This is a genomic window from Thermodesulfomicrobium thermophilum DSM 16697 (genome assembly GCF_059568695.1).
The window spans coordinates 198,348-215,448 of sequence record NZ_JCANTW010000012.1; the positions used below are offsets into that span (position 1 = coordinate 198,348).

The 17,101-nt window shown below is 63.4% G+C and carries 12 protein-coding genes; 3 read left to right on the plus strand and 9 right to left on the minus strand.

Annotated features, from left to right (window positions below; translation table 11 throughout):
• Nucleotides 1-58: 58 nt before the first annotated feature.
• The 3 genes from BR00_RS04625 to BR00_RS04635 are packed head-to-tail and all read right to left on the minus strand — an operon-like array spanning nucleotide 59 to nucleotide 3,723.
• The gene (locus tag BR00_RS04625; protein ID WP_496476447.1) at nucleotides 59-1,372 is read right to left on the minus strand and encodes a histone deacetylase family protein; all 1,314 of its coding nucleotides are present in this window, start codon (nucleotides 1,370-1,372) and stop codon (nucleotides 59-61) included.
• Between the two features lie 9 nt (nucleotides 1,373-1,381).
• Nucleotides 1,382-3,040 carry a hydantoinase/oxoprolinase family protein gene (locus BR00_RS04630; protein WP_496476448.1) on the minus strand — a complete coding sequence of 553 codons (1,659 nt, stop codon included), beginning with the start codon at nucleotides 3,038-3,040 and terminating at the stop codon, nucleotides 1,382-1,384.
• Between the two features lie 26 nt (nucleotides 3,041-3,066).
• A complete protein-coding gene (locus BR00_RS04635; protein WP_496476449.1) occupies nucleotides 3,067-3,723 on the minus strand; it encodes a lactate utilization protein in 657 nt (218 codons plus the stop codon).
• Nucleotides 3,724-3,840: 117 nt separating this feature from the next.
• Here BR00_RS04635 and BR00_RS04640 point away from each other — a divergent pair, with 117 nt between their 5' ends.
• A complete protein-coding gene (locus BR00_RS04640) occupies nucleotides 3,841-4,623 on the plus strand; it encodes an inositol monophosphatase family protein (RefSeq protein WP_496476450.1) in 783 nt (260 codons plus the stop codon).
• 70 nt (nucleotides 4,624-4,693) lie between these two features.
• On the opposite strand, the gene BR00_RS04645 is transcribed toward BR00_RS04640, so the two are convergent.
• The 6 genes from BR00_RS04645 to BR00_RS04670 all read right to left on the minus strand — a co-directional run bounded on the left by BR00_RS04645 (nucleotide 4,694) and on the right by BR00_RS04670 (nucleotide 13,230).
• Nucleotides 4,694-6,112 carry a carbon starvation CstA family protein gene (locus BR00_RS04645; protein ID WP_496476451.1) on the minus strand — a complete coding sequence of 473 codons (1,419 nt, stop codon included), beginning with the start codon at nucleotides 6,110-6,112 and terminating at the stop codon, nucleotides 4,694-4,696.
• Nucleotides 6,109-7,860 (minus strand): LytS/YhcK type 5TM receptor domain-containing protein, encoded by a 1,752-nt coding sequence (locus BR00_RS04650; RefSeq protein WP_496476452.1) that lies wholly within the window; start codon nucleotides 7,858-7,860, stop codon nucleotides 6,109-6,111. Before BR00_RS04650 ends, BR00_RS04645 begins: the two co-directional genes overlap by 4 nt.
• 132 nt (nucleotides 7,861-7,992) lie before the next feature.
• On the minus strand, nucleotides 7,993-8,799 hold the full coding sequence (locus BR00_RS04655) for a LytR/AlgR family response regulator transcription factor (RefSeq protein ID WP_496476453.1): 807 nt from the start codon (nucleotides 8,797-8,799) through the stop codon (nucleotides 7,993-7,995).
• Nucleotides 8,796-9,773 (minus strand): TrmO family methyltransferase domain-containing protein, encoded by a 978-nt coding sequence (locus tag BR00_RS04660; RefSeq protein WP_496476454.1) that lies wholly within the window; start codon nucleotides 9,771-9,773, stop codon nucleotides 8,796-8,798. The genes BR00_RS04655 and BR00_RS04660 overlap by 4 nt, the downstream gene beginning before the upstream one ends.
• Nucleotides 9,770-11,857 carry an ATP-dependent helicase gene (locus BR00_RS04665; protein ID WP_496476455.1) on the minus strand — a complete coding sequence of 696 codons (2,088 nt, stop codon included), beginning with the start codon at nucleotides 11,855-11,857 and terminating at the stop codon, nucleotides 9,770-9,772. Before BR00_RS04665 ends, BR00_RS04660 begins: the two co-directional genes overlap by 4 nt.
• Nucleotides 11,858-11,871: 14 nt before the next feature.
• Nucleotides 11,872-13,230, minus strand: coding sequence for an alkaline phosphatase family protein (locus tag BR00_RS04670; protein WP_496476456.1), 1,359 nt, complete (start codon nucleotides 13,228-13,230; stop codon nucleotides 11,872-11,874).
• A 172-nt stretch (nucleotides 13,231-13,402) separates the two neighbouring features.
• Here BR00_RS04670 and BR00_RS04675 point away from each other — a divergent pair, with 172 nt between their 5' ends.
• Complete coding sequence (locus tag BR00_RS04675) at nucleotides 13,403-15,586, plus strand: amino acid permease (RefSeq protein ID WP_496476457.1); 2,184 nt, start codon at nucleotides 13,403-13,405, stop codon at nucleotides 15,584-15,586.
• A 45-nt stretch (nucleotides 15,587-15,631) separates the two neighbouring features.
• Entirely contained in the window at nucleotides 15,632-17,089 is a 1,458-nt protein-coding gene (locus BR00_RS04680) for a catalase (RefSeq protein ID WP_496476458.1), read from the plus strand.
• The last annotated feature ends 12 nt before the right edge of the window (nucleotides 17,090-17,101 follow it).

Consider the following 17,101-nt stretch of genomic DNA (forward strand, 5'->3'; position numbering starts at 1 on the left):
TCGAGAGACGGCCCCGTATGGTGGGGTATTTCGGGGGCGGTGCGCTGCGTAGGGGCGTCTACCGCGCCTGGCGGATGCGCTTGCGGACCCGGTCGATGAGCTGCACGTGGGCGAAGCTGGTGTCGGCCTGGGCCTTGCGGAACAGGGCGTCGGCTTCGTCCACACAATTGTCGCAGCCTTGGATGGGCACGTGGATGCCGAGGCTTTTGGGCACGCGGTCCGAGGCGCTTTCCACATGGAGCCAGCCTGGGCAATACGGGCAGTCACGCAGGCGTTCGATCTGGTTTTCCGTGATGCCGTCGGTATCGTAGTAAATGGAGCGCCGCCGGATGAAGAATCTGCCTTCGCGCTCCACCTCTTCCCGCTGGGTGGGCTCGAAGTACACTTGCGGCAAATGGTCGCACAGGGCCTTGATGTAGTCGAGGGTGGATTGGTGTTCTCGAATGCGTTCGGGGTCCAGGTCGGGCTCGCGCACCGTCGAGTAGTCCACCCCGGCCAGTGCCAGGGCGATACCCAGGTTGACGTAGGGCAGCGCCCCTTTGATGGCGTAGCCGCCTTCGAGCACGGCGATGTGCGGCCCCAAGAGTTCTGTGAGCCGCGCATAGCCTTGGGCCGTGAAATTCATGTTGGTGATGGGGTCGGAGTAGTGGTTGTCCTGGCCGGCGGAGTTGATGACGATGTCGGGTTTGAAATGGTCGAGGATGGGCTTCACGATGCCTTCCACGGCCAGGAGATAGCCCGCGTCCGAGGTGCGCGGCGGCAGCGGGATGTTGATGGTGCGGCCCAGGGCCTTGGGGCCACCGCATTCGGAGGGAAATCCGGTGCCCGGGTACAGGGTGCGGCCGTCCTGGTGCAGAGAGATGAAGAGCGTGTCCGGGTCGTGCCAGTAGATGTCTTGGGTGCCGTCGCCGTGGTGGCAGTCGGTGTCCACGATGGCCACGCGCACGTTGCCCATGCGTTCGCGGATCCATTCCACCATGATGGCCTCGATGTTGATATTACAAAACCCGCGGCTGCCGTGGACGCAGCGCATGGCGTGGTGCCCTGGGGGGCGCACGATGGCAAAGGCCCGCTCCCGCTCCTTGTCGAGCACCAAGCCAGCGGCGCGGATGGCCCCGCCGGCGGAGATGTGGTGGGAGTGGGTGGTGACGGCCTCCACGGAAGGGAAGCAGAAATGCACCCGGGCGATGTCCTCGGGGCTGGCGACCAACGGCCGGTATTCGCCGACGCCCTCGATATCGAACACCCCTTCCTCGCGGAATTGGTCCTGGGTGTAGAGGAGGCGCTCTTCCCGCTCCGGGTGGGTGGGGGAGATGGACCAATCATAGGCGGGAAAGAAGATGACGCCGAGACTATGGGAAGCGCGGAGCATATGGTCTCCTTATGCGGCAAGGGTGGTCAGGACACCTGGACGCAACTGACAGCGCACGCGGATGTTGCGGCCGATGGTGACGTTGTTTTCCACCATGTTGAAGCTTTCGGCCTGGAGCACCTGGATGTCGTCGGTATGGGCGTGGATGCCTTGGCGGGCGAGTTCTGCGGAAAGAAGTTCTCGGGCCTCGGCCACGGCTTGTTCCACGGTGTACGTGCGGGGCACGGTTTTCATGATGCCCAGTCCTGGTGCCGTGAAGCGGCCTCGGGCCGTGTCCACGGTGAGCACCACCCCCTGGGTGGGACGGGTGAGGCAGGCGCCGATGGCATTGGCCACCGGGCTATGGGGAGGTACCAGGGCGGGCAGTTCCAAGGCTGTTTCCACCAGCGGGGCCAGGGCCTTTGCCGGGCCGCCGATGAGCAGCACACGTTTGGGGGTAAGGCGCCGCTCCTGGAGGATTTCCTGGATGGTGTACACCGGGCGCGAGTTCACCAAGGCGAGAAATTCCCCCACGGCGCGGGAGAGGATCCCCATGGCGGTGTCCACGATCTGGCGGGCGCATTCCCGCACCGAGGAGCCTTGCCGCATGGCCAGCTCGCGGATGCCCGCCATGGAGCGCTCCGTGTCCGCGTAGTGGGCGTAGCCCAGCACATTGACGGCGTCCATGAGCGCTGGCGCAGGACCGCCGGCGGCCATACACGGCCCCAGACGGTCCGGGCCGACGCGGAAGGCGCCGCCTTCGAAGCGCACGACGGAGTCGCCGCCCAGGGCGATGGAGGTTACCTGCAGGGCGCGTACCAAGGTGGGATGCCCGGCGAGGGTGATGCCGTCGCGCTCCAAAAGCGGAGTGCCGTCGAGCAGCAGGGCGATGTCCGTGGTGGTGCCGCCGATATCGAGGACGATGGCGTCTTCGCTCTGGGGGGCGGCGGCCAGGATGCCCATGACCGAAGCTGCCGGGCCGGAGAAGATGGACTGTACCGGGATCTCGCGGGCCAGGGTAAGCGGCATGGTGCCGCCGTCGGCCTTGACGATATTGACCTCGGTCCGCACCCCCAGCTCGGCGAGCGCCCCTTCCAAGGCGTGGGCAAAACGGTGGAATGCGCGCCAGGCGGCGGAATTGAAGTAGGCCGTGGCCACACGGCGGCCGAAGTTGAGCTGTTCGGCCATCCGGTGCCCGAGACTGATGGCTTGGGCTTGAGGGCGCAGCATGTCGGCCACGAAGAGTTCATGCTCGGGGTTGCGGGTGCTGAATTTCCCCACCACGGCGTAGGCGGTGATGTTGGCTGCCTTGCAGGCGGCAAGATGGGGGGTCACGTCCCGCTCCCGCAGCCTCCCGGTCACCGTGCCGCGGTGGTCGATGGCGCCGGGGAGTACGATGAAGGGATCGCCGATGCGGTAGTTTTCCGCGCGGATGCCGGGGCCGGGGATGACAAACACGGCCACGGGCTCGGTGGCGCCGGTGACGATGGCGTTGGTGGACAGGGTGGTGCTCAGGTTGACCGCGCTGATGGGGCGGCCTTGGGCTGCGGCGATGAGCTTGCGCAACACCGAGGTGATGGTGGTCAGGAGATCTCCGTCCGTGGGCTCCTTGGCCGCGGCCACCACCCGCCCTTCCTCGATGAGCACGCCATCGGTATGGGTTCCGCCCACGTCAATGCCGATATGCATGGATGCCTCCTTGAGAGTGTGCCTGGCTAGAGCCCCAGGTCGGCGTTGGTGAGGACCACGTGGATGCGGCCTTCGGGATAACAGCGCTCGGTGATGGTCCAGACGTTGCAGATGCGTTGCGGGCTGGCGCACTCGGCGCATTTGCCCGTGGTGGTGCACGGCGTGGGCATGGCCAGACGCAGGGCGTTGGCCGGGGCGGCCAGATATTTGATGCGGCTTTGCGCTGCGTCCACGTCGGGCACCAGTTTGTTGCGCCCTGCGAGTACGATGACGTTGCGGGGGCCAAAGTGCAGGGCCGCCACCCGGTTTCCCAGCATATCCAGGTTGACGAGATGACCGGCCTCGGTCACGGCGTTGGTGCCCATGAGAAAGAGATCGGCCAGCAAGGCCTGGCGCCGGCGTTCATAAAGGTCACTGGGGGGAATGGATCGGTCAAGAGTATCGATCATGGCCGCCGGTGTCTGCGCTTTGACCGCGGCGTAGATGCCGGTATCCACAAGGCTCATGGAGCCGCCGAAGGCGATGGACCGGGGCGCTAGGGTCGGGATGAGCGTGTCCAGGATGATGGATTTGGCCTCGTCGGCGTTTGGGGCCAGATGCACGGCAAAACCGTTTTTCCGGAGCTTCTTGGCCACGGCTTCAAGGCGCAGCTGGTAGAAGGCGTCGCGGGGGGCGGTCGTCATAGGCTCTCCTCGACTGGGGATTTATGAGGACTTTGCCCCGGAGGTCATGGATACGCAAGGGAAAAATCCGCCAGAGGTTGATTCCTTTCGGTCTTTGGCATGAGCAGGGAGGATGGAATGCGGGAAAAATGGGTTGATGCGGCTTTGGCTGCGGTGCGTGGGGCAGGAGAGCGGATTCGCCAGGGCATCGGTGCGGCCAAATCGGTGCGCTTCAAAGGGCCCATCGACTTGGTGACCGAGACGGATGAGGCGGTGGAGGCCGCCCTGCGGGAGAGCCTTTTGCGCATCCTCCCGGAAGCGGCGTTCTACGGCGAGGAGTCGGCCAGCGGCGCGCTCCCGCAGCAGACCTGTTGGGTCGTGGATCCGCTGGACGGCACCACCAATTATGCCCACGGACTTCAGCACGTGGCGGTGTCCGTGGCGTTGTGGCAGGGGGGACGCCCGGTCTTTGGCGTGGTGTATCTGCCGGTGTTGGACGAACTCTTTTGGGCGGTCGCCGGCGGTGGGGCGTACTTGGGGCAGACCCGTATCACGGTGAGCGCGACCGACCGCTTGGAGCACTCCCTGGTGGCCACGGGGTTCCCCTACACCGTGGCCGACCGGGTTCAGGAGCAAATTCAGGTCTTGGGCCGGGTGCTCCCCCGCTGCCAGGGCATCCGGCGTTTGGGGTCGGCGGCCACGGACTTGGCGTACGTGGCTTGCGGCCGTTTCGAAGGGTTTTATGAGTCCGGGCTCAAGCCGTGGGACGTGGCCGCTGGCTGGCTCCTGGTGGAGGAGGCCGGCGGCCGGGTGACCGACGCCGCGGGGTCGCCCTTCTGTTTTGAAGCCCCATGGATTGTGGCCACCAATGGCCGGGTGCACGCGGACCTCGTATCTCTGGTGGCAGGCGGGGGAGCGTGAACGCTTGAGGTCCGAAAAAAAGCCCTGGGGCGGTGTGCTCCAGGGCTTTTTTTCGAGAGCGGCGTATGCGTTAGGCAGGGGTTTCGCAACAACGCTGGCGATTGGCGTACACCAGGAAGATGGCGAAGATGGCCAGGGCGATGCCGACGCCGGCCATGTTGGAGATGTCCGCAGGCAGGTTGAAGCCGATCTTGGCCTGCAGGATGAAGGAGGCGTCCACCGCGGTCATGAACGTGGCCGGGATGGAGCAGATCCAGTGGAATTTCTTTTGCTGCGCCAGATAGCAGGCTGCAGACCAGAGCATGAGCATGGAGAGCATCTGGTTGGCCCAACCGAAGTAGCGCCAGATGATGCCGAACTGCACATTGGTCAGGATGAAGGCCACGGCAAAGAGCGGCAGGGCGAGCATGAGACGCTTGGCAACGGCCTTTTGCTCCATGCCCAGGGTCTCGGCGATGATGAGCCGGGTGGCGCGGAAGGCGGTGTCTCCGGAGGTGATGGGCAGCACCACCACGCCGAGGATGGCCAAGGCGCCGCCTACAGGACCGAGCACGGAGGTGCAGACTTCCTTCACCACCAGGGAGGGAGTGCCGCTCTTGATGACCGCCTGCAGGGCCGGGGCATCGGCAAAGAAGCTCATGGCTGCCGTGGCCCAGATGAGGGCGATGATGCCTTCCACGATCATGGCCCCGTAGAACACCAGGCGGCCGTGACGTTCATTCTGAATACAACGGGCCATGAGCGGCGACTGGGTGGAGTGGAAGCCCGAGATGGCGCCGCAGGACAAGGTGATGAAGATGAGCGGCCAGATGGGCAATCCTTCCGGATGGGTATTGGTCATGACGTCGAGGTTGGGCAGGATGTCATAACCATGGTATACGAGCCCGCCCATGACGCCGATGCTCATGAAGAGGAGCAGGGCGCCGAAGATGGGGTAGAGCTGACCGATGATCTTGTCGATGGGCAGGATGGTGGCCAGAAAATAGTAGGCGAAGATGAGTCCCACCCAGAGCTGCACGTTCATGCCGCTCATGTTGGCGAGCAGCTTGGCCGGGCCGAGGATGAAGACCACGCCCACCAAGAGGAGCAAAATCACGGAGAACAGCCGCATGATCTGCCGGGCCGTCATGCCCAGGTAGTTGCCCACCACCTCCGGAATGCTTGCTCCCTGGTTGCGCACCGAGAGCATACCGCTGAAGTAGTCGTGTACCGCGCCGGCAAAGATGCAGCCGAGTACGATCCACACCAGGGCCACCGGCCCGTACAGGGCTGCGAGAATGGGGCCGAACACCGGACCCAGGCCGGCGATATCGAGAAGCTGGATGAAGAATACCCGCCAGGTGGGCATTTCCACATAGTCCACGCCGTCGGCCAGCTGGCAGCAGGGCGTGGGACGGTCCGGCTCCACGCCGAAGACCTTTTCCACAAAGGCCCCGTACGTGAAGTAGCCGATGAGCAGTAACGCGACACAGCCAAAAAAGACAGTCATACCAAAACCTCCTTGAAAGTAGTTTTCCTGGGATGATGCACGGCCTGTGATATTTCGGGACAGTCGCCGTCCTCAAGGGGGATGCAGAACTCCACGCGGGTCCCCTGGCCAGGATGGCTGGTGATGCGAAGCCCGAATGTTGGGCCGTAGAGCAGTCGCAGTCGTTCGTCGCAGTTGGCAAGACCCAGATGGTGGGTCGTGCGATGGGTGGTGACCGCCGCAAGGGTGGCGGCGTCCATACCGCAGCCGTTGTCTTCGATGGTGATGCGCATGCCTACGTCGTCCATGGAGGCGGTCACCTGGACCACGCCGCCGGCTTCCACATGCCGCAGGCCGTGCTGGATGGCGTTTTCCACCAAAGGCTGGATGACGAGCGGCGGCACGCGGCAGGCTCGGCACGCCGGGTCAATGGTAAACTGGGTGTGGATGCGATCTCCAAAGCGGGCGCGTTCGATGGCCAGATAGGCTTCGACGCGTTCGAGTTCTTCGGAAAGCGGCACGGCCGGTCGGTCGTCGGCGATGCTGCCCCGCAGATATTGGGAGAGGTCGAGGAGAAGCTCCCGCGCCCGGCCGGGGTCGGTGCGGCAGAACGAGGCCACGGCCCCCAAGGCGTTGAAGAGAAAATGGGGATTCATCTGGGCCTGGAGGCGTCGGATTTCCGCCTGCGCCAGGAGTTCTTGGCCGCGGTGGATGTCTTCGAGCTCCAGCTGAGAGGAGAAGAGCCTTCCAAGTCCTTGGGCGAGCTGGAAAAAGACTGCATCCAACGGGTGGGGGCGGGTCCCGTAGAGTTTGAGGGACCCCACCACATGCTCTCCTTTTTGGAGCGGCACGAGAATGGCGGCGGTAAACGGGCATTTCGGGTGGTCACAGCCGATGTCTTTCGCCGAGCGCAAGAACACGGCCTGCCCGCTTTCGAGTACCTGACGGGTGGCCTGGGTGCGGATGGGTTCATGCACGCGGTGGTGGTCCGCGCCGTCGCCCACGTGGGCGAGGACACAGGTGGTGTCGGTGATGGCCGCTGCGGCCACGCCGAGCTCCTGCCAAAGGATGCGGGCCGTGGCCGCGGCCGACTCCGGGGTGAGCCCATGGCGTAGATGGGCCACCGTGCGGTCGGCCAAGGCGAGGATGGTGTGGGCCTGGTGGGCGTCGCGCCGCTCGCAGAGCTGGAAGAGGACGGCGATGAGGTGGGTGAGCACTCCGGCGCCTGCGGCGTTGAGCAGGATCATGGGGGCCGCGATGATGCGCACCAGCGCTATGGCTTCGTCCAAGGGGCGGGAGAGGAGCAGCACCAAGCCCATATGCAGGGATTCGCCGGCCATGGCGGCGACGATGGCGAGGCCGGCGCTCAGGCGAGGTTCCCGGCGGGCGAGCAGCCCTGCCCCAAGGCCTTCCACGATGGTGGCGATGGCGCACGGGAGAGCGGAAAATCCGCCGATATCGATGAGGATGCGGTGCGCCCCGGCCACCACGCCAGCACCCAAACCCACGAGTGGACCGCCGAAGAGGCCGGCGGTGATGATGCTCATGGCGCGCAGATTGGCGTAGGAGCGCTGTACCGGGTCTCCCACGTAGGTGCCGAGGATGCCGAAAACGCCAAACACTCCAATCCAGGTGAGGGTGGACAGTGGGCTATGGGGCTTGAGTCCCAGGCGGCGCAGTGGTCCCAAGGAAAAGACCACGAAGGCGGCCGAGGCGATGAGCCCGGCAGCCATGGCCAGACGAGGAAAGAGGGTGAGGATGGCGTCCATAGTGTGCTTCCGATGGCGCGTCTGTGCGCAGTGATGGGGACAAAAACAAGGGGGCGTGGACGAGAGGGCGTTTTTGGAGGCTGAACTGTCGTTCTTCAGGGATGGACGGCCGCTGTTGAACGAGTCGTCTTTTTAGATGAGCACCTGGAGACGGCGTTTGAACTCTTGGGCCTGCAGACGGCTCACGGTGATTTCGGTCCGGGCTTCGTCGTCCATGACGAGCACGTAGCGGCCTCCCTTCCACGGGGAGTAGGCGCGTACATGCTGCAGGTTGACGAGAAAGGTGCGGTGGGCGCGGAAGAACCCGTAGGGCGTAAGCTGGGTTTCCAGCCGGTCCAGGGAGACGGCTCCATAGGCCGGGTAGGCGTCGTCGCGGTCGTGGATGATGATGCGTTTGTCCGCGCAGCGGCAAAAAAGGATCTCCTGGGGGGCAAGCAGCAGGATGCGCCCCCCGCTTTCCACCGGGACGCGCGCGCCGCTGCGGCAGATCTCCTGGCGGGTGGCCTCCAAGGCGGCCAGGATGCGCCCCAGGGCGTCGGGTGTGGAGGTCGGAGTGCCGCGCCGGGCGCGGATGCGGGCCACTGCCTGGGCGATGCGCTCTTCGGCAAAGGGTTTGAGCACGTAGTCCACGGCTTCTGTTGCAAATGCCTCTACCGCGAATTGGCTGTAGGCCGTGACCAGCACCACCGCCGGAGCGTGGGGAAGCTGGCGCAGTGTCTGGCAAAGGTCCAGACCATGGGCCCCGGGCATGTGGATGTCGAGAAAGATGGCGTCTGGGGTGGTGGATTGGACCAGCTGTATGGTCTCGGCGGCCGAGGCCGCGGCGCCGACCACCTCCACGCCGGGGATGCGCGAAAGCACCCAGACCAGTTCGTCCCGGGCGGGGGGTTCGTCGTCAGCCACCAGGCAGCGCAGGAGAGTGGACGGTTCGTTCGTCATGGTGCTGTCGGAAAAGTTGGATGCACGCGCCGCACGTCCAAGGCCACCTGCGCCAGGTGTTCGAGCTCTTCCGTCAGCGCCATGGCCGCATCAAGACTCTCCCCCCAGCACAGCAGCCCATGCTGGTGGAGGAATACGGCGGGTGCAGCTTGGGCGGCTTGCGCCACGGCCGTGGCGAGCTGGGGGCTTCCCGGAGGCAGGGCGGGCACGGCTTCCAAACGGATGCGCTCGGTCTCGAAGAGGGGCAGGTCCGTGGGGGAGCCTCCCTGGAGCATCAGGGCCGTGAGTCGTGGCGGGTGGGTGTGGACGATGGCCCGGGCCTCGGGCACCTGTTGGTACACGGCCAGGTGGGCCGGGGTCTCCGAGGACGGAGTGCCGCGTCGGGGCGCTCCTGTGGCAAGGTCGACCACGGCGAGGTCTTCGGGCGCGAGAAAGCCCTTGGCGCGGCCGCTGGCGGTCACCATCACCGTGGAGGGGTCCAGGCGCAGTGAGATATTGCCGCTGACTCCGGGAAAAAGTCCCCTCTGCCAGCCACGGCGGCCGGATTCCATGATGGCCTGCGCGGGGTCGAAGGCGCGGCGGCCGGGGCGGTCGGCGTTTTTGATGTCCAGGATCGGGGTGCCATCCAGGGCTTCCAAGGGATGCACGAGGATGCGCAGGCCGTGGCGCTGGAGCACGGTCACCGGGTGGATGCCGATGGGGTTGGGCCGGTCTGGAGAGCGGGTGAGAAAGACGCCGCGCTCCGGGATGTTCGGATCGGCCATGGGGTGGCAGCGAAGCACCGTACGGTCTGCCTGGTGGAGCCAGGTGAGGAGGATGAGCCGGTCTCCGGGGGTGATCTCCTGGGCGGCGGGGGCCAGTTCGGAGGAGAGCTCGATCCAGGCCGCAGCGGTATCCGGGCCTGCGGCGCGTGGGGTGTGCTCGCGGCTGGTGTAGGGCGAGCGCACGGTGGCGACAGAGTGGCACGTGATCATGCTTCCAGCTCCACGTAGTTTTGCAGGATGAGTTTGAGGCCGAATCCAGGAAAGAGGATGCGGTACTTGTCCGGCGGCACCACGGCGACGATCTTGCCGCGGCCAAAGATTTTGTGTCGGCAAAAGCCGCCGTCCTTGGGGATGGCGCCTGCGGGCGAGGCGGACGGCGAAGACTCCTCGGGCGCTGGGGGCGCAGGCGCAAGGCGTTCACGGGTGCGGGCCAGGATGGCTTCCGGGGCGTCTTCGAGGAAGGCGCAGGGCCGGGCGGGCATGGTGCCTGTCTGGGTGGTGACGGCCTCCGGCGAGAAGAGTGCAAGTCGGCGTCGCGCCCGGGTGCAGGCCACGTAGAGCAAGCGGCGTTCTTCTTCCAGGGCGTCGGCGTCCAGCAGGGCGTGGCGCGACGGGAACCGGTCTTCCACCAGGTCGATGATGATGACCGCGTCCCATTCCAGCCCTTTGGCCGAGTGCACGGTGGAAAGGGTCACGGCCTCGTCGTCGGCCTCGTGGGGTTCAGGAGTCTCCAGGGTGACATCGCTCAAAAAATCGGTCCGGGACGTGTAGCCTTGGGCGATGTGGAGCAATTCTTCCAGGCCGGCCTCGCGACGGGGGTAGTCGTCAGGGTGGGTTTCCCGGAGCACCGGGTGGTAGAAAGCGAGGATACGCTCCAGGGCGGGCGCGGGGGCGTCCATATCCCGCAGGGCATCGGTGAGGGCGAGCACTTCCGCCAGCATGGGGCGGGTGGCGGTCATTTTGTGCAGGGCGGCGCTGTCTGCGGTGAGAATGGCGTTGGTGATGCGCGCTGCAGTCTTGGGGCCAACGCCGGGGATCAATGCCAGCAAGCGCTGCCAGGCCGGGGCGTCGGCGGGGTTGTCGGCTACACGCAAGAAGGCGAGCACATCCTTGATGTGGGCGGCCTCGGCAAAGCGCATGCCGCCGTACTTGCGAAAGGGGATCCCGGCCTTGGAGAGCTCCAGTTCCACGTGGTAGGACTGGTAGCCGGCCCGGAAGAGCACCGCGATTTCCGTCAGGGGGATTTCTCCTGCCCAGTCCTGGATGCAGGCCCGCACCAGGGCCGCCTGGGTGCGGTCGGTGAGGGTGCGCACCCATAGCGGCGGCCGGGAATCCTCCAGCAGGGAAAAGAGGTTCTTGGCGTAGGCGTTGCGGAACCCGGTGAGCAGGTGGTTGGCGAGCCCCAGGATGGGCTGGGTGGAGCGGTAGTTTTGCTCCAGCTTGACCACGGTGGCCCCGGGATAGATGCGCGGAAACTCGAGGATATTGCGCACGTCCGCCCCGCGGAAGGCGTAGATGGACTGGGCGTCGTCGCCCACGGCCATGATGTTGGGCGTCGGGTTTTCGGGCGCGAAGAGGAGCCGCGTGAGGCGGGCCTGGACGCGGTTGGTGTCCTGGTACTCGTCCACCATCACGTGCGAGATGGACTGCGCCAGGTGGGTCCGGATGTCGGCGTGCTCGGTGAGGAGGCGTTCCAGCTCGAAGAGCAGGTCATCGTAGTCCATCACTCCGTAGTGGCGCTTGAGCTGGGTGTAGGCCGCGAAGATGCGCTCGAGGTCGTCCTGGAATTGCTGCAGGTGATAGTCCTGAGCCAGGGCTTCTTCCAGGGAGATCTCCTTGTTGCGGCAGCGGGAGATGAGCGACGCCATGGTCCCGCGCTTGGGAAAGCGCTTGTCTTTGCTGGTGACGTTGGCCCGTTCTTTGGCCTCGGCCAGGAGGCTTTCCGTGTCCGAGTGATCGAGGATGGTGATCCCCCGCGCATACCCCAGGCGTTCGGCGTGGCGGCGCAGGATGCCGTAGGCAAAGGAATGGAAGGTCCCGCCGCGTACCGCGGCAAGGCCGTGGCCCACGAGGCCGGCCGCCCGGTGGAGCATGTTGGCCGCGGCCTTGCGCGTAAAGGTGAGCAGTACGATGCGTCCCGGCTCCACGCCGCTTTCCACCAGCCGGGCCAGGCGGTAGACCACGGTACGGGTTTTGCCGGATCCCGCGCCGGCGATGACGAGCAGCGGGCCGTCCAGGGTGGTGGCGGCGTGCAGTTGGGCAGGGTTGAGGTCGCGGTGGTAGTCGATGGGCATAGGGTTCGAAAGGGTTACAGAGAAAGTACAGGCGGCGTGGCAAGGCCAAAATGCCGCACGACTAACTCGCCCACATCCTTGGGGAAGCGCGCTTCCTCGCCCCAGGTGTCGGCAAAGAGGGCGTCGTGGGCGCTGTGTACTCCCTGGCGGGGGCTTAGCCCCACGATTTGAGTGCCACCCATTTTGCCCTGCAGCTCCACCCCGGGGGCGGGCAGGACCACCAGGTCCGGCACGAGTCCTACGGCCTGCGGCCCATAGAGGTCTGGACCGAAGAAGACCTCCTGGATGAGCGGGCGGCCGTGGTGGGTGGCCCTTCGTAGGGCGTGGGCGATCTCACGGCCGAGGGAGGTCGCCTCGGTATCGGAGAGCCTGCCGTGGGCGAAGCGGCGCCGAGTATGCAGATAGATGCGGCCGGGGTCCAGGGCAAAGGCAGCGGTGGATGGGGTAAGGGCCGCGGCGGTGTCCCACGGGCCGGCGGGCGGGTGCCGGTAGGTCAGAAGCCCCTGGTGCGCAAGCCAGGCATTGAGATCCCACTGGCAGGTCAGGGTGGTAAACCCGTGATCGGCCATGGCGAGGAGGCGCTTGGGCCCTTGGAGATCGGCAAAGCGCGCCAGGACGTCGCCGACGGCTGCGTCCAGATCCTCCATGAGCGAGAGACACAGTCCTCGCCATGGATGCGTCTCTTCCTCCAGGGCGGGGTAGAGAAAGTGACCGACGCGGTCCACCAGGGTAAAGACGACCACGAAGAGGTCCCAGGAAAGATCGTCCCACAGCAGGGCCAGGGCCTCGCGGCGTTTGCGTAAGGTCGTTCGCAAGTCATCGAGGAGGACGGCGGGATCGTGCAGTCCGCGCTCGGTGTCGGCTTCGATGCGGTAGCCTCGGGCGGCGAAGATGTTGGCCAGCGGTGAGGGCCATACCGCCTGGCGCAGGTCCTGGGCGGGAAATCCGGCTACGAGGACGGCACGGCTCGGCTGCACCGGGGCCAGGGCGGGCAGGTTGAGGACCTTGGGGAAAAATCCCGCCTCGCCGAGGCGGGCAAAGATGGTGGGCCGACGCACGTGACGGGCATCGGGAAAGAAGAGCGTGCCCGTGGCGGGGTCGACGTCGGTGAAGCCGTAGATGCCGTGCTCTCCAGGCGGAGCAGCGGTGGAGAAGGACGTCCAATTGACCGGCGAGAGTTCCGGGAGATGCGCCTCTATGGGCCGCGCCAGAGCGGCGAGTTCCGCCAGTGCAGGGAAGCGGCCTGTGGCGGCCAAGCGTTTCACCAGGCGTACGGAGACGCCGTCGAGGCCGAGGACCACCAGGCGGGGCGCATGAGCGGACGCCTGTATGGATGGGTTGTGGGAGTGTATGGAGTTTTTTGTCCAAAGCATGGAGAAGTCCGTATAGACACGTTCCAGAACAGTGCGCTAGAGGGAGGGCGTCGAAGTCCCTTGGCCAGAGACCAGGGCGGACGCGGGAACATTTGGGGCGGCATGGAGGCAGTCGTCTGCATGCCATTGGAAAAACAGGATCCGTTGTGGGCAACCGGAGGCCGACTTGGGTATGGGTGCCATGCAGTCCCATAAGTTCGGGACGTTTGGGGGGGTGTTTACCCCCAGTGTGCTGACCATTCTTGGCGTGATCATGTTTTTGCGCTTCCCTATGGTTGTGGGATATGCGGGCCTGTGGAATGCGCTGTTGATCCTTGCTGCCGCCAAAGCCATTTCCGTCATTACCGCGCTTTCCGTATCTTCTATCGCGACCAATATGCGGGTGAAAGGCGGAGGCGCCTATTATCTGATCAGCCGTAGCCTGGGCGTCGAATTCGGCGGCGCCATCGCCATATTTTTCTTCATCGCGCAAGCCGTCGCCGTCACGCTATATGTTGTTGGTTTCACCGAAGCGGTATACAATGCGTTTCCAGATCTTGGGATTTCTTTTCGTGTATTCGCAACCATTACAAATACTATAGTTTTTTTGTGTGTGTATATCGGTGCCGGGTGGACGATAAAAATCCAATACGGAATACTTGCCGTTCTCGTAGTATCCATCCTTTCGTTTTTCGCTGGCGTGCTTCCAGCGTGTTCGCTGGAGACGCTTGCATCCAACGCGGCCCCGCAGTGGTCGGACACGTATTCGTTCTTCACGGTCTTCGCCATCTTTTTCCCAGCAGTCACCGGCATCATGACCGGGGTGAACATGTCGGGAGATTTGCAGGAACCTGCCCGGTCTATCCCTAGAGGCACCTTTGCGGCCATTGGTTTTTCCGGTTTCATCTATGTGGCCATCACGGTGGCCTTGGCGGCAGGTGTCCCGCGTGCGGCGCTTTTGGGCGAAGGGTTTGTGATGCAAGAATACGCCTATTCTTCTACCCTCGTCTACGCCGGGGTGTTCTGCGCCACGTTGTCTTCGGCCCTGGGGAGCATGATGGGCGCCCCCCGTATCCTGCAGGCCTTTGCTCGGGATGGCGTTTTCCCGTGGTTGCGCTGGTTTGGGCAGGGCAGCGCTCCTGCCGGCGAGCCCCGCCGGGCAACGGTGCTCACTTTTCTCATCGCCCAGCTTGGGGTCTTGGCCGGGGACCTCAACGCCATTGCCCCCGTCATCACCATGTTTTTCCTCCTTACCTATGGGGCTGTCAATTTGGCCTGTTTCTACGAGGGCCGTTCCAATAACCCCAGTTTTCGCCCGACATTCCGCTATAATCATTGGTCCATTGCCTTTGTTGGTAATCTCGGATGCGTTGGCGTGATGTTCCTGATGAATCCCCTTTGGGCCGTAGTGGCGCTGGTGCTCGGAGCGGTGGTTTTTTTCTATATTGCTCGCTCCGAGATCAATGTCCGGTGGGGTGACCTTGCGGGAGGGCTTGCGTTTCAGGTCGCGCGCAACGCACTGCTTCGCCTCGAACGGGAGCGTTATCATCCGAAAAATTGGCGCCCATCCATTCTCGTCCTCAGCGGTGGGGCATTTCGGCGGTTGCGTCTCGTGGAGTATGCATGTTGGTTCGCGGTGGATAGCGGCATTGTGTCCATCGCGCAAATCATTACCGGAAATTTGGATCAACTCCATAAACATAGGGAAGAAGCGGAAAATATTCTGCGCAAATTCATTATCCAAGAAAATCTTCCCGCATTCCCTGTTGTGGTTGCAGATGAAGATTTTCATTCGGCATTCAAGGGTCTTCTTCAATGTCATGGCATTGGAGGGATGAAGCCCAATACCGTGCTGTTGGGGATGAGCGAAGATCAAGACAAGGAAGCAATGTTTTGGGATGTGATCACTACCGCCAAAGATATGCGGCGCAGTCTCATTGTTGTTGCTTCTGCATGTGAAGAGGAATGCCCAAAGTCCCCTGGCGGAGAAATTACCGTTTGGTGGGACTCGGTCAAAAACGGTGAGCTGATACTGCTGCTCTGTTTCATGCTCAAAAAGAACCGGGAGTGGCGGGACTGCCCCCTACGGATTGTTCGTCCAGTGCCACGGAAGGCGGACGTGGAAAGCATTGAGCGAGAAATGGCTGTCCTGCTGGGAAAAGCACGCATTGAAGCCGAAGTCGTCATTGTGCCGACGGACAATGCATTTTTCGCGGTGAAGACCCATATGCACGCATCTTCCGTATTGTTTAAAGGCTTTGATCCAGACGTGGACGGCGAAAACAGGTGGAGTGTTTTTGATGGAGATAAAACCATGTCCCTTTGCGGAGACATTATTTTTGTGTATAACGCAGGAGGAGTGTCTTTGGAGGCTTAGGATATTTGATTGAATTCTTTGGAATTTTGAAAAAGTGAGGTTGGTATGAACGAGGAGATGCGTCAATGGACGACCACGACCAGCGGCGCTCCTGTGTCGAGCGATGAGTTTTCCCTGACCGTGGGGCCAGATGGTCCGGTATTGCTGCACGATTACTATCTTCTTGAAAAGCTGGCGAGTTTCAACCGAGAGATGATCCCGGACCGCCAACCCCATGCCAAGGGCTCCGGAGCGTTCGGGTATTTTCTCGTGACCCAGGATGTTCGCGCCTACACCAAGGCCGCGGTGTTTCAGCCGGGGGCCAGGACCGAGGTCCTCGCCCGCTTTTCCACTGTGGCGGGAGAGAGCGGCAGTCCAGACACCTGGCGGGACGTGCGGGGGTTTGCCCTCAAGTTTTACACCCCGGAGGGCAACTACGACATGGTGGGGAACAATACTCCGGTCTTTTTTATCCGCGATCCTATGAAGTTTCCGGATTTCATCCACTCGCAAAAGCGTCGGGTGGACAATGGGCTGCGGGATAACGACATGCAATGGGACTTCTGGACCCTTTCTCCGGAAACCGCTCATCAGGTGACGATTCTTTTCAGTGACCGGGGTATCCCCAAGAGTTATCGGCATATGAACGGGTATTCCAGCCATACCTACATGTGGGTGAATGCCCAGGGCGAGCGCTTTTGGGTCAAGTACCATTTCAAGACGGACCAGGGAATCGCAAATCTCACTCAAGACGAGGCGGACCGCATTGCGGGCGAAGACCCAGACTATCACCGTCGCGACCTCTTTGAGGCCATTGCGCGCAAACAGTACCCGAGTTGGACTCTCTTCGTGCAGATCATGCCCTTTGACGATGCCGCAGCCTACCGCTTCAATCCATTCGATTTGACGAAGGTATGGCCGCACGCCGATTATCCTTTGCATGAGGTGGGCAAGCTCGTTTTGGACCGTAACCCGGAGGACTTTCATTCCCAGATCGAGCAGGCGGCTTTTGATCCGGCCAATTTGGTGCCGGGTATCGGCCCGAGTCCGGACAAGATGCTGCTGGCGCGCCTTTTTGCCTACGCGGATGCGCACCGGGCACGGCTTGGGGTGAACTACCAGCAAATACCCGTCAACCGGCCCAAATGTCCGGTGTTCAGCTATGGCCGCGGCGGCGCCATGCGGGTTGTGAACGCTGCGGACCCGGCGTACGCGCCCAACTCCAAAGGCGGCCCGGTGGCCGACGCCGTACGGTATCCGGAAGAGGCCGTGTGGAGCGCCAGCGGCGAGTTCGTCCGTGCGGCCTATTCCAAGCACCCTCAGGACGATGATTTCGTCCAGCCCAGGGCGCTCATCCGTCATGTCATGGATGACGCCCAGCGGGAGCGGCTGGTGGCCAACGTGGTGCGGAGCTTGAAAGGGGGTGTGTCTGCCCCGGTTTTGCAGCGGGCCTTGGAGTATTGGCGGAGTATCGACGCGGAAGTCGGTGCGCGCATTGCTTCGAGCATGCAGCAAAGAACATGAAGCCCCTGCGCG

What these genes read in the sequence shown, in the direction of transcription:
- BR00_RS04655 (WP_496476453.1), bottom strand. Translation starts at nt 8,799, where the DNA reads ATGACGAACGAACCGTCCACTCTCCTGCGCTGCCTGGTGGCTGACGAC.
- BR00_RS04665 (WP_496476455.1), bottom strand. Translation starts at nt 11,857, where the DNA reads ATGCCCATCGACTACCACCGCGACCTCAACCCTGCCCAACTGCACGCC.
- BR00_RS04660 (WP_496476454.1), bottom strand. Translation starts at nt 9,773, where the DNA reads ATGATCACGTGCCACTCTGTCGCCACCGTGCGCTCGCCCTACACCAGC.
- BR00_RS04640 (WP_496476450.1), top strand. Translation starts at nt 3,841, where the DNA reads ATGCGGGAAAAATGGGTTGATGCGGCTTTGGCTGCGGTGCGTGGGGCA.
- BR00_RS04630 (WP_496476448.1), bottom strand. Translation starts at nt 3,040, where the DNA reads ATGCATATCGGCATTGACGTGGGCGGAACCCATACCGATGGCGTGCTC.
- BR00_RS04625 (WP_496476447.1), bottom strand. Translation starts at nt 1,372, where the DNA reads ATGCTCCGCGCTTCCCATAGTCTCGGCGTCATCTTCTTTCCCGCCTAT.
- BR00_RS04645 (WP_496476451.1), bottom strand. Translation starts at nt 6,112, where the DNA reads ATGACTGTCTTTTTTGGCTGTGTCGCGTTACTGCTCATCGGCTACTTC.
- BR00_RS04670 (WP_496476456.1), bottom strand. Translation starts at nt 13,230, where the DNA reads ATGCTTTGGACAAAAAACTCCATACACTCCCACAACCCATCCATACAG.
- BR00_RS04680 (WP_496476458.1), top strand. Translation starts at nt 15,632, where the DNA reads ATGAACGAGGAGATGCGTCAATGGACGACCACGACCAGCGGCGCTCCT.
- BR00_RS04650 (WP_496476452.1), bottom strand. Translation starts at nt 7,860, where the DNA reads ATGGACGCCATCCTCACCCTCTTTCCTCGTCTGGCCATGGCTGCCGGG.
- BR00_RS04675 (WP_496476457.1), top strand. Translation starts at nt 13,403, where the DNA reads ATGGGTGCCATGCAGTCCCATAAGTTCGGGACGTTTGGGGGGGTGTTT.
- BR00_RS04635 (WP_496476449.1), bottom strand. Translation starts at nt 3,723, where the DNA reads ATGACGACCGCCCCCCGCGACGCCTTCTACCAGCTGCGCCTTGAAGCC.